Raw genomic sequence first — 11850 nt, 5'->3', positions numbered from 1 at the left:
ATAATCGTAATGCGTGATTCTTGCGGTCGTTTTTTTATGGTAGGGTAAGCAACATTTCAACATTGTGTAAAGTAGGAAAGAGTAGCAACAATGGCAAAAGAAATTGTTTTAACCGGTGTCACCACCACAGGTACTCCTCACTTAGGTAACTATGTGGGAGCCATTCGTCCAGCGATCGAAGCGAGCCGTCAAGACAATACGGAATCTTACTTCTTTCTTGCAGACTATCATGCCTTGATCAAGTGTCAGGATCCAGAGCGTGTGAAACAGTCTCGTTTAGAAATTGCGGCGACCTGGCTAGCGTGTGGCTTGGACACGGATAAAGCAACTTTTTACCGTCAATCTGATATTCCTGAGATTGCTGAATTGAATTGGCTACTGACCTGCGTCACCGCAAAAGGCTTGATGAATCGCGCCCATGCTTATAAAGGCGCGGTAGATGACAATCTTGCTAATGGCCAAGATCCAGATTTTGGTATCACTATGGGCTTGTTTTGCTACCCAGTGTTAATGGCGGCGGATATTTTGGCCTTTAACGCCCATAAAGTGCCGGTTGGTCGTGATCAAATACAGCATATTGAAATGGCGCGTGACATTGCTGGTCGTTTTAACCATTTATTTGGTGAACATTTCGTATTACCGGAAGCGGTGGTGGGTGAAGAAGGCTCCATTCTTAAAGGCTTAGATGGTCGTAAGATGAGCAAGAGTTACAACAATACGATTCCATTATTTGATACTGAGAAAAAGCTACAAAAAGGCATCAATAAAATCAAAACCAACCTGTTAGAACCGGGGGAAGCGAAAGACCCTGATGACTCTACTGTGTTTGATATTTATAAAGCGTTTGCGACACCAGAACAAACTCAGCAAATGCGTCAGAATTTTGCAGAGGGTATTGCTTGGGGCGAAGCAAAGAAGGAACTTTTTACCCTGATCAATGGTCAACTGAGTGAGCCGCGTGAAAAGTATCTAGAATTGATAGCAAATCCTGTTCATGTCGAGGAAATACTACAATCGGGTGCAGAAAAAGCGCGAGCGCGAGCAAGGCAAATGATTTCAGACCTACGCAATGCCGTAGGTCTAGTGAATTTTAAATAATAGGAGAAATACCGTGAAAACATCTGTGTATGCCATGCTGTTGGCGTTTGTGTTGGCAATTGGGGCGGGGGGCTACAGTGCCGATGTCCATGCTAAAAAGCTTGGTGGTGGTAAGAGTTTTGGTAAAAGCTTTTCTGTGTCTAAGCCTAAAGCGGCGCCAGCGAGTGCGACCAATTCTACGGCTGCGGCGGCTGGAGCTAAAAAACCTGGTTTCTTGGGTGGTCTAGGCGGTGGTCTGTTAGGCGGTCTATTAGCAGGTGGTATTTTTGCAGCCTTGCTAGGTAGTGGCGCGTTTGATGGTATTTCATTTGGCGATATCTTGTTATTCGCTGTGATTGGTTTCTTGATCTACAAGTTCTTCATCGCGCCAAAACGTCGCGCTGCAGCAGCGGCTCAACAAGCTGGCACAAATGGTATGTTCCGTGAAATGCCTGAATCAACTCGCGACAGCGTTCAGCCTTCACCAATGGCTGGAATGAGTGGTTTCGGTGCTACTCCAGACATTCAATTGCCACCTGGTTTTAATGAGCAAGCCTTTGTTGCAGAAGCGAAAAATCATTACATCACACTGCAAAAAGCATGGGATGATAATAACTTTAATGAAATTTTAGATTATGTTAGCCCAGAGCTTTATAACTTGTTGGTTGAAGAGCGTGCTAAGCATGGCGACAACAAGCCTCGTACTGAAGTGATCTCTTTGATGGTTGACTTGGTTCGTGGTGAGTTTATCGGTTCGACAGCGTCTATTTCTTTGCAGTTCTCAGGCTGGATCAAAGAAGGCGATGAAACATCGGAAACCGCTGAAATTTGGCACTTAGAAAAGAACATGTCTGACGCAAATGGAAATTGGACAATAGTTGGGATACAACAAGACAACTAATTGTTACTTAACTTTGCTCGTAGACTCGTTACTCTTTGTTTACACTAGACAAAAGCAGTAACGAGTTCTACAGTACTTTAATCAAATTGAATATGGATGTGAGCCATGTCTGAATTAGCACCTATTAAAGAAAAAGGGAAAGCCTTATCTGAAAATAAGAAAGGCGAGTTGTTGCAGTATCTGACTTTTAAGCTGATTGACGAAACTTATGGTATCAACGTCATGCAGATTAAAGAGGTGCTACGCTATAGCGAAATAGCTCCCGTTCCAGGTGCGCCTTCTTATGTACTAGGCATCGTAAACTTACGCGGTAACGTTGTGACGGTAGTGGACACACGCGTCCGTTTTAGTTTGCCAGAGTGCACTATTACCGATGACACGCGCATTATCATCATCGAGCATGATGGTGAACAAGTGGGTCTGTTGGTCGATGCGGTACAAGAAGTATTCTATTTGTATCAAGGTGAAATAGAGCAAAGTCCAAGCGTAGGTAATGACGATGCTTTGAAATTTATTCAAGGTGTTTACCAAAAAGAAGATGAGTTGGTTATTTTGTTGGAACTCAATCGTATGTTTGAGCGCAACGATGCACTTGGCATCGAAGCGATGAATTAAGAGCCAATCCATTCTTTTTAGAGCGATCTAGAGTTTAGAACGACATAAAAAAACCATGCTTATGCATGGTTTTTTTATGTCGCTAAGAAAGCTTGAACGGTTATCTTTCCCAGTAAGCTTCTTCTAGGCTGTCTTCTCTTTCTGGTAAGCCACGGGATAATCGAGACGCGTTTTGCGCTAATATCTCATAACTTACGCGGTTCGAGTATTTACAGATTTGGGCAAAAGAGGAATAAGCCAAAAAGGGCGCTAAGTGTTTGCTGGAGTTTGGAATGGCTTCTTTGTGAAAGTGGTTCGCGGAAATATCATGCAGCAATGCTGATAATGCGCCGTCACCTGCGCCATTGGTGTTGCGAATTTTGTCGGGGCCGCCCATGTAAGGATCAATATGAGAGAAGACTTTTACGGGGTGTTTGCAAGCTTCACGCAGCATAGGGCGACTGAATTCCCAACGATTAAAATCGGCCAAGCTGCCCGATTTAATAGGGTGTGTGGTTTCCCGTTTTAGCTCATCATCGGTATAGCCGCATAGATACATGCCGTCTGGCCCTGCGGTTAATAACACAAGATCAACGTAATCAAGAATGGCACTGGCCGCCTGTAATGGATCTGATAATCCCGTTAACGCTTCGGCTTCTAATTCATTCATGGCGAGTACGTTGACGTAGTTTTTGATTAATTCGAGCAGTTCTTCGCGATTATCTTCTACAAGGTGTTTGGTGCCTAATGTAAGAGCGGTTGGAACATGATGTTGATGGGCATATTGTAGGGCGGTTAGCATGGCCTGTTTAATGGGTTTACCCTGATGGCGTAAAGGGTAAGCACAAGTTACCAGGGCAGCCGCACCCGCGATAATATTTTCCGGAATGTGTTCCGTATTGAGCTCGTCCATATCCCCAGGGGCGATCGCAAAAGTGCGCTCACCGTCAGGTGTGATTAAGGTAATGCCATGGCCGATGTCTCCAGGAACGCCTTGAAGGTGATTCATATCGACTTTACTGCTGGTGTGGCAGATATAATGGTAAGCTGGTGATCCTAAGGTAATATTGGCAGACATGACGCCAAGTAGCACAGATTTGTCATCAGCTAGCACGGAATAATTGTGTATGGTGTTGCCAATGGTGCCGCCAGCAAAATGATCTGAGATACTGTTTTGTGCAGTGAGTTCATCATATATCGCAGAGGCTGTGTCGGCATCGACAAGATTCGACAATCCTTTTTGGATGTTAAATGTGTTTAAAAATTGATCCGAGACATTGGCGACCACATCGACGATAGTTTCATCCAAACCAACGATGTAAGTGTCTTTATCTGGACGGACTTCTGATTTAGGCAAAGCAGGTTTAGGTTGAGAAACTGGGAAGTAATGTTTGAGTTTGCGTTGACCGGGAAACTTCATATCGATGCTCATGGATAAAATAATAGAGTGAGTTTAGCAAAGAATTGACCAGTCGGGCAGGATGAGCAAGAAGAAAGTAAGGTGAAAATGAACGAATCAGAGTTAGATCGTTATAGTAGACAGTTATTACTGCCAAATTTTGATATACAGGGGCAACTCAATCTTACCCAAGCCAAAATATTGATCATTGGCTTGGGTGGATTAGGGAATATTGCGGCGACTTATTTGGCTACGTCAGGCGTGGGAAAATTAGTGTTAGCGGACGGCGACCAACTAGAGTGCAGCAATTTGCCACGCCAAGTGCTTTATGCTGAACATCAGCTTGGCCTGAATAAAGTGGATGCGGCGGCGGCGCAGATTGCGCTTAAAAATTCAGCCGTTCAGGTCGAAGTGATTGCTCAAAAGTTGGCAGACGATTCTTTGCTTTGTGCTGTAGAGCAGGCTGACGTGGTGCTGGACTGTACGGATAACTTTACCGCTCGACAAGTCATCAACCGTGCTTGTCTGTCACTGAAAAAGCCACTGGTTAGTGCGGCAGCGATTCGCTGGGAAGGGCAGTTGGTGAGTTTCTTGTATCATCAACAATCAACGCCTTGTTATGAGTGCTTATATCCTTCTTTGTCGGATCAGCAATTAAGCTGTAACGAAAGTGGTATTATCGCTCCTGTTGTTGGCTTGCTCGGCGTTTATCAGGCGCTAGAGGCGTTAAAGTTGGCAAGTGGTTGTGGAAAGGTTAAGCATGGCGTATTGAGGCTATTTGATGGTCTTGAAGGCAGCTGGCGTGAAATGCGTTTAAGTCAAGATCCAGAATGCTCTGCTTGCTCACTTGAAAACTCATAGAGAGTCCCTATTTTAGTAATTAGTATTTTTCTCTAAGAATTTCAGTCGATTTTCGTTAGAATTTGTCACAGTATTTTAGCCGGCCGCCTTTTTGAGTCTGGCAAACATTCATTTACAGGAGCAATGACATGAGCGATGTGAAACACGCTAAATTAATGATTTTAGGTTCTGGTCCAGCTGGCTACACCGCAGCGGTTTATGCCGCCCGTGCGAACCTGAATCCTGTGATGATTACCGGTATGCAAATGGGTGGTCAGTTGACCACAACTACCGAGGTCGATAACTGGCCGGGTGATGATCAAGGCGTCGAAGGTCCAGAACTGATGGAGCGTATGCGTAAGCACGCTGAGCGTTTTGAAACGGAAATTATTTTTGATCATGTCAATAAAGTAGATTTAAAAAACCGTCCATTCCGTTTGGAAGGCGACAGTGGTGTTTATACTTGTGATGCTTTGATTATTTCTACTGGCGCGAGTGCTCAGTATTTGGGTCTTGAGAGCGAAACAAAATTCATGGGACAAGGCGTATCGGCTTGTGCGACCTGTGATGGTTTCTTCTACCGTAATCAAGATGTTGCTGTGATTGGTGGTGGTAATACGGCGGTTGAAGAAGCGCTTTACCTTTCTAACATAGCGAAAACGGTTACCGTTATTCACCGTCGTGATAAATTCCGTTCTGAGAAAATCCTAGCGGATAAGCTGATGGAAAAAGCGAAAAACGGCAATGTGAAAATCGAGTGGCATTCTGAGTTAGAAGAAGTGTTGGGCGATGACGCTGGCGTAACGGGTATTCGTATCAAGAATAACGAAACAGGCGAGAAAAAAGACATCGCGGTTGCAGGCTTGTTTGTGGCCATCGGTCATAAGCCGAACACAGATATTTTCCAAGGTCAGCTTGAGATGCACGATGGTTACCTAAAAGTTCAATCTGGTACCCACGGTAATGCCACTCAAACCAGTATTGAAGGGGTTTTTGCGGCGGGTGATGTGTCTGATCATATTTACCGTCAAGCAATCACATCGGCCGGTACAGGTTGTATGGCTGCGCTGGATGCAGAGCGTTACTTGGATTCTTTAGAGTAAGATGTACACACGCCTCATACTTTGCTGAATGAAAGTTTTAGACACAAAAAAACCGATCCTAGGATCGGTTTTTTTGTGTCTAAAGTAAATCGCTTGAACGAATTACTGAGCGTTGTAAGCTTCGATGCCTTCAACAATCGCTTTTCTTGCTTCGTCAGCGTTTGCCCAGCCTTCTACTTTTACCCATTTGCCTTTTTCAAGGGTTTTGTAGTTTTCGAAGAAATGTTCAATTTGATCGCGTAGCAATTGTGGAATATCGTTCACATCTTGGATGTGACCGTATTCTTTGCTTAATTTCTCGTGTGGAACAGCAACCAATTTCGCGTCCATGCCAGCTTCGTCAGACATATTCAATACGCCAACTGGGCGGCAGCGGATAACGGAACCTGGAACCACTGGGTAAGGTGTGATTACCAAAACATCAACTGGGTCACCATCATCTGCTAACGTATGGTTAACATAGCCGTAGTTAGCTGGATAAAACATAGGTGCGGTCATGAAGCGGTCAACGACAAGCGCGTCCATATCCTTATCAACTTCGTATTTTACTGGGTTTGCTTGTGCTGGGATCTCGATGATCACGTTGATATCATTTGGTGCATCTTTGCCAGCAGGGATTTTGCTATAGCTCATTATAATTTCTTCCAATGTGTTAAATATGGGCAATATTATAAAAGCTAGACAGCATCTATGCTAGTTGTGTAATGCATCCATTCGTAATATTCTCTATTTCACTAGAATAAAACATGTAAAAAGCATCCTAAATAGCGTTAACTTATTGCTTTCTTTCTAAATTTAGCTAGTCTTACACAGTGATCAAATTATAGTCGCGAGGACAGTAATGACAAAATCTGAGCTGATAGAGCTGCTAATCGATCAGCAATCCCATTTGCCGGTGAAAGATGTTGAACAAGCAATCAAAGCAATGCTGGAGCATATGTCTGATTCCTTAGCGAATGGTGAGCGCATAGAGATAAGAGGCTTCGGTAGTTTTTCTCTGCATTACCGAGCACCCAGAATTGGCCGAAATCCTAAAACGGGAGAGTCTGTTGAACTGGGAGCCAAGTACGTGCCTCACTTTAAACCGGGCAAAGAATTGAGAGAATTGGTTAATTTGCCTGAAGACAGTGAGATTAACGAACTTAACTAATTTACGTCTTATGCCTCGAAATTTTTTAGCTACCACGGCATAATAACGCCATTCTATTTTTTGGTAGGTTGTTTTATGCTTAAATGGCTGAAAAGAGTTACTTACACAGTACTCGTTGTTTTTTTTCTTGCCGTGGGTGTGTTTTTTGCCATCCGCAATCCACAACTGATCCCTTTAGATCTTGTTTTTTGGCAAGGGCCAGAACTCAGTGTCGCTCTCTATGTCATTATATCTTTTACTGTCGGAGCCTGTGTTGCCTTGTTGGTTAGCTCAGTTACCTATTTGCGCAGTGAGCGTCAGATCAAGGTATTAACTCGTAAATACGAAAAAGCACGAGATGAGGTAGATTCGTTGCGTAAGGCTTCTATTGCGAAAGAGCTTTCTGTTGGGAAGGAGTGATTGAGTTGACCGAAATTGGGTTGTTTTTGGTTCTGTTTGTCGCGCTCTTTGTTGGCTGGGCAATGGGGCGTAAAAATCCGACCAAGAAAAATAAGCAAACCAAAAAAAGCATACCGACCGATTATTTTCGTGGTCTTAACCATCTACTGAACGATCAACATTCTGAGGCCATTGACGCTTTTGTTGATTCTCTCGAAGTCAATTCTGATACCTTTGATATTCACCTTACACTGGGTAATTTATTTCGTAAAAAAGGTGAAATACAAAAGGCTATTAACATACACCAAAACTTGCTCGCTCGTCCTGAGATATCCCAGCGTGAAATGCGTATGGTGCAGTTGGAGCTGGCCAGTGATTTCATGTCAGCTGGTTTGCTAGATAGAGCAGGGCGACTGTTGTTGAACATGGCGTCAACGTCACGCAAAACGGAATTTCAGCCTAAAATACTCACTTTGCTTGTTGATCTTTATGAATTTGAGCAGAGTTGGGATAAGGCCATACAAATTGGCTCTGAGTTGATCAAAGAAGCGCCTACCAAAAAAGAGATTAAGCGCTTGGCGCATTTTCATTGTGAGATGGCTCAAGAGTTACAGAAAAAAGAGCAATGGAAGCAATCTTTTCAGTATTATAAGCAAGCTTTAGAGGTGGACTCTAGCTGCGTTCGAGCAAGCATTGGCGCGGCCGATGTATTAAATAGCCAAGGGCGTTATCGTGACGCCATTAAAGAGCTAAAGCACGCAGCAGAACAGGACCCAGAATTTATTTCCATTATTATCCCTAAGTTAAAAGAGTGTTATCAAAAAGTATGGGGCAGTGGTGGTTACATTAAGTTTTTGCAAGAACAGAATCAGAAAAAGCCTTCTACGGCTTTAATCATGGCGCTGGTTCAGCATTACATGGAAACAGATAAAGACTACGCCGAGATGTTTCTGGTTGAACAATTAAGATTACACCCCACGATTAAAGGTTTTAAAGAGCTAATTAGTTTGCAGCTCGCCGATTCTCAAGGTTACAACCAACAACATTTGGTGGTGTTATTCGAGCTGATTGATCAACTTGTACAGGCAAAACACAAATATCAATGTCGCCAGTGTGGTTTTCCTGGACATCAATTGCATTGGCAGTGTCCTAGTTGTAAAAATTGGGGTGTGGTAAAGCCAATTCATGGTTTGGAAGGTGAATAAAGCAAAGCGCGTATTGTGATACTTATAAACGACAGAAACCGAAAGAAAAGAGGACACTGAATGAGCTGCCAATCCCCTATAGTGGTTGCCCTAGATTACCCAACCATGGCGCAATCCGTTGAGATGGCGAAACGACTAGACCCTAGCCAGTGTCGAGTCAAAGTCGGCAAAGAGCTGTTTACCACAGCAGGTCCTGTGATTTTGGATGAGCTGCATAAGCTAGGCTTCGACATTTTTCTCGATCTTAAATTTCATGATATTCCAAATACGGTGGCGAACGCGGTGAGTGTGGCGGCTAAAGCGGGTGTGTGGATGGTAAACGTTCATGCGACTGGTGGCCGTCGTATGATGGAAGCGTCTGCGAATGCATTGCAGCAATTACCCGATAACAAGACCTTGTTGATTGCGGTAACGGTTCTGACCAGTATGGATCAAGCGGATCTTTTAGAAATCGGTATTGACGCGACGCCTGAGCAACACGTCAAGCGTTTGGCAGCGTTGGCGAAATCTTCTGGCATGGATGGGGTGGTCTGTTCTGCGCAAGAATCCAGCATGTTGTCTGCGGATTTAGGACGAGATTTTGTGTTAGTAACACCTGGTATTCGTCCTACTGGTGCGGATCAAGGCGACCAGAAGCGTATTATGACACCAGCGGAGGCTATGGCGGCAGGCAGTCATTACCTTGTCATGGGGCGTCCAATAACTCAGGCTAGTGATCCTATTGCTGTGTTGACTCAAGCGAATCGTGATCTAGGTGTGATGTCATAATCTCCCTTATGGCATTTTGATATCCGATAAAAAAGACGCTTGAAGTCTGACTAAAAAGCTTTTACTCTAAAACCACTTGTTTATGTTGACCCTATGTCGACATAGTAAGTGGTTTTTTATTGGCAAGATGCCATCTTTTATTAAGACTTTGAAAAGGATTTTTCTATGACTAACCTCTCTCGTGTTTTTCGTGCTTGTATTTCTCGTTCACTTCTTGTTGCTGCACTGGCTCTTGTGCCTTTCTCACTTTTCGCGGCCACGCCTTTGGATATTAACACTGCCACGGCGGCGGAGCTTGCAGCGGTTATGTCTGGTGTTGGCAGCAAAAAAGCCGAAGCCATTATTGCTTATCGAGACGCCAATGGTCGTTTTGAATCGATTGAGCAGTTGTCTGAGGTAAAAGGCATTGGTGATGCGTTATTGTCTCGTAACAAAGATCTGTTGCGAGTAACGGCGGATGATAATGCTTCGGCCAATTAACATGGCCTTTTAAGAGCGCAATACAGCAAGCAGATCATATTTCTGCTTGCTGCTTGGTTAACGTCTTCATAGCCTGATGTTGGGTTAAAAAGATCTGACCGCTCAGGTTTGAAACTAAGCTCGACTCTTTTAATTTATCCATTACAGGTCCTTTTATTTCAGAAAAATGCAGCATGACTCCGGCAGATTTCAATCTGTCGTCAATGGTTTCTAAACTGTCTAATGCGCTTGCGTCTATCATATTGACCGCGTTGCACATAAGAATGAGATGCTTCATGTCTTTATGCTGAGAAACCAAGGTTAAGACGTAATCTTCAAGGACTCTCGCGTTAGCAAAGAAAAGGTTTTCATCAATTCGAATGGTGATCACTTCTGGGTCGGTTTCCACGTCGAAACGCTTTACGTTACGAAAGTGCTCTGTTCCAGGGAGTCGGCCAACCACGGCGATATGTGGATGGCTAGTGTGCCAAAGGAAGAATAAAAGCGATAATGAGACGCCGACGATTATTCCTGTTTCCATGCCGACAAACAGCACGACAAAAAAAGTCGCTAATAAGCCCAGCGCTTCTTGTTTCGAAAAGCGATAGAGCCTCAACAGGTTGTTGAATTCAATAAGCTGTAGAATCGAGATAATAATACTGCACGCTAGTACCGCGGTTGGCAGGTAATAAAAAAGCGGCGTGAAAAAGAGCAAAGTTACTAGCATCAATAAACCCGTGAGGATGCCTGTCATTGGGGTTTTTGCCCCTGCGCTGACGTTGACAACCGACCGTGAAAAGCCGCCAGTCACGGGAAAAGAAGCGCTGAATGCCGCGCCTAAGTTGGCTAAGCCTAAACCAACCAGTTCTTGGTTTGGATTAATATCTTGCTTGCGTTTTGCTGCGAAGGATTGAGCCACAGAAACAGACCCTACAAAGCCCACAATGCTGATCAGAAAGGCCCCTGGTAATAGGTCAATCATGGCATCGATGGTAAATTGTTGGAAAGGAATAGAGGGTAAGCTTGTGCTTATATCACCAACAATTTTGATTCCGAGAGTGTCTAGGGAAAACACAGCCACACTGCTGGTGGTGGCTACCACAACAATAACCGGCCCCGCTTTTCCAAGCATTTGAGCGTAATGCTCTGACAGGCCAAGTTTGCTCAAAATGGGGGTGAGATAACGTTTGAGTAATATTAAAGATAGGATGGAAATGGTACTTAAAAGCACAGTAGGCAAATTAATGTCTTGGATATGCCGCATCATACTTTGCGTCAGCTCGATAAGATTGTTGCCATGAGCCTGGACGCCAATTAAATGTTTGAACTGTCCTACTGCGATTAATATAGCGGAAGCACTAATGAAACCGGAAATAACAGGATGGCTGAGTAGATTAGACAGAAAGCCCATTTTTAATAGGCTCATCAATATTAAGAATACCCCCGATAAAAACGCCAACATCATGGCAATGGCGGCATATTGTTCGCTTCCTGGTAGTGCGAAGGGCATCAGAATGGTCGCTGTCATCATGGAGGTGACAGCAACAGGGCCGACAGCCAGTGTGCGGCTTGTACCAAAAAAAGCATATAAGATAGAAGGAATAATGCCAGCGTAGAGGCCTGTTACAGCGGGTAATCCTGCCAATAAAGCGTAACCCATACTTTGTGGTATCAATAAAATAGTGGCAATGAAACTGGCTACAGTATCGGTTTGCAGATCAGCGCGTGAGTAACCTTTAAGCCAACTCAGAGCAGGGAAATATCTTTCCAATTTTTTCATGTGACTCGCTTAAAATTGTACCCTTCTAGGTCGCTGGGTGAACGCTCAGGGCAGACTTTGATTGTTGCCAATCGTAGTGATGTCTGTGTTTTATATGAAGCGTTATAAGAATATGTCTTTATGTTATATTTGATAGTGAAATTAATAAAGTCTAACGGGGAAGTTTTTCCGACTCTTCCTTAAAGTCGTCTAGATG

General features: G+C 43.9%; 13 protein-coding genes. 10 read left to right on the top strand and 3 right to left on the bottom strand.

Features of this window, described 5'->3' with window-relative positions:
• Positions 1–90: 90 nt before the first annotated feature.
• The 3 genes from DK187_RS05265 to DK187_RS05255 all read left to right on the top strand — a co-directional run bounded on the left by DK187_RS05265 (position 91) and on the right by DK187_RS05255 (position 2593).
• Entirely contained in the window at positions 91–1098 is a 1008-nt protein-coding gene (locus tag DK187_RS05265; RefSeq protein ID WP_111606291.1) for a tryptophan--tRNA ligase, read from the top strand.
• Between the two features lie 13 nt (positions 1099–1111).
• Positions 1112–1978, top strand: coding sequence for a Tim44 domain-containing protein (locus DK187_RS05260; RefSeq protein WP_111606290.1), 867 nt, complete (start codon positions 1112–1114; stop codon positions 1976–1978).
• Between the two features lie 105 nt (positions 1979–2083).
• A complete protein-coding gene (locus tag DK187_RS05255) occupies positions 2084–2593 on the top strand; it encodes a chemotaxis protein CheW (RefSeq protein ID WP_223232324.1) in 510 nt (169 codons plus the stop codon).
• Positions 2594–2693: 100 nt separating this feature from the next.
• Here DK187_RS05255 and DK187_RS05250 read toward each other — a convergent pair whose 3' ends face one another.
• A complete protein-coding gene (locus DK187_RS05250; RefSeq protein WP_111606289.1) occupies positions 2694–3992 on the bottom strand; it encodes an inosine/guanosine kinase in 1299 nt (432 codons plus the stop codon).
• Positions 3993–4079: 87 nt separating this feature from the next.
• Here DK187_RS05250 and DK187_RS05245 point away from each other — a divergent pair, with 87 nt between their 5' ends.
• Both DK187_RS05245 and trxB read left to right on the top strand, forming a co-directional pair.
• Entirely contained in the window at positions 4080–4832 is a 753-nt protein-coding gene (locus DK187_RS05245; RefSeq protein WP_111606288.1) for a HesA/MoeB/ThiF family protein, read from the top strand.
• 128 nt (positions 4833–4960) lie between these two features.
• The gene (gene trxB / locus DK187_RS05240; RefSeq protein ID WP_111606287.1) at positions 4961–5914 is read left to right on the top strand and encodes a thioredoxin-disulfide reductase; all 954 of its coding nucleotides are present in this window, start codon (positions 4961–4963) and stop codon (positions 5912–5914) included.
• Positions 5915–6016: 102 nt separating this feature from the next.
• Here the strand turns inward: trxB and ppa are convergent, their stop codons facing one another.
• Positions 6017–6547 (bottom strand): inorganic diphosphatase, encoded by a 531-nt coding sequence (gene ppa, locus DK187_RS05235; protein ID WP_111606286.1) that lies wholly within the window; start codon positions 6545–6547, stop codon positions 6017–6019.
• A 208-nt stretch (positions 6548–6755) separates the two neighbouring features.
• On the opposite strand from ppa, the gene ihfB reads away from it, so the two are divergent.
• The 5 genes from ihfB to DK187_RS05210 all read left to right on the top strand — a co-directional run bounded on the left by ihfB (position 6756) and on the right by DK187_RS05210 (position 9895).
• Complete coding sequence (gene ihfB / locus DK187_RS05230) at positions 6756–7064, top strand: integration host factor subunit beta (RefSeq protein WP_111606285.1); 309 nt, start codon at positions 6756–6758, stop codon at positions 7062–7064.
• A gap of 75 nt (positions 7065–7139) precedes the next feature.
• Positions 7140–7463, top strand: a complete 324-nt coding sequence (locus tag DK187_RS05225) for a LapA family protein (protein ID WP_111606284.1) — start codon at positions 7140–7142, stop codon at positions 7461–7463.
• 5 nt (positions 7464–7468) lie between these two features.
• The gene (gene lapB / locus DK187_RS05220; RefSeq protein ID WP_111606374.1) at positions 7469–8647 is read left to right on the top strand and encodes a lipopolysaccharide assembly protein LapB; all 1179 of its coding nucleotides are present in this window, start codon (positions 7469–7471) and stop codon (positions 8645–8647) included.
• Positions 8648–8707: 60 nt separating this feature from the next.
• The gene (pyrF, locus tag DK187_RS05215) at positions 8708–9415 is read left to right on the top strand and encodes an orotidine-5'-phosphate decarboxylase (RefSeq protein WP_111606283.1); all 708 of its coding nucleotides are present in this window, start codon (positions 8708–8710) and stop codon (positions 9413–9415) included.
• Between the two features lie 165 nt (positions 9416–9580).
• Positions 9581–9895, top strand: a complete 315-nt coding sequence (locus DK187_RS05210; RefSeq protein WP_111606282.1) for a ComEA family DNA-binding protein — start codon at positions 9581–9583, stop codon at positions 9893–9895.
• 34 nt (positions 9896–9929) lie between these two features.
• Here the strand turns inward: DK187_RS05210 and DK187_RS05205 are convergent, their stop codons facing one another.
• Positions 9930–11654: a SulP family inorganic anion transporter gene (locus tag DK187_RS05205; protein ID WP_111606281.1), complete on the bottom strand. Its 1725-nt coding sequence runs from the start codon at positions 11652–11654 to the stop codon at positions 9930–9932.
• Positions 11655–11850 lie beyond the last annotated feature (196 nt).

Source organism: Marinomonas arctica (assembly GCF_003259225.1).
In the GTDB taxonomy this organism is placed as follows: domain Bacteria; phylum Pseudomonadota; class Gammaproteobacteria; order Pseudomonadales; family Marinomonadaceae; genus Marinomonas; species Marinomonas arctica.
This window is presented reverse-complemented; position numbering and strand designations above follow the sequence as displayed.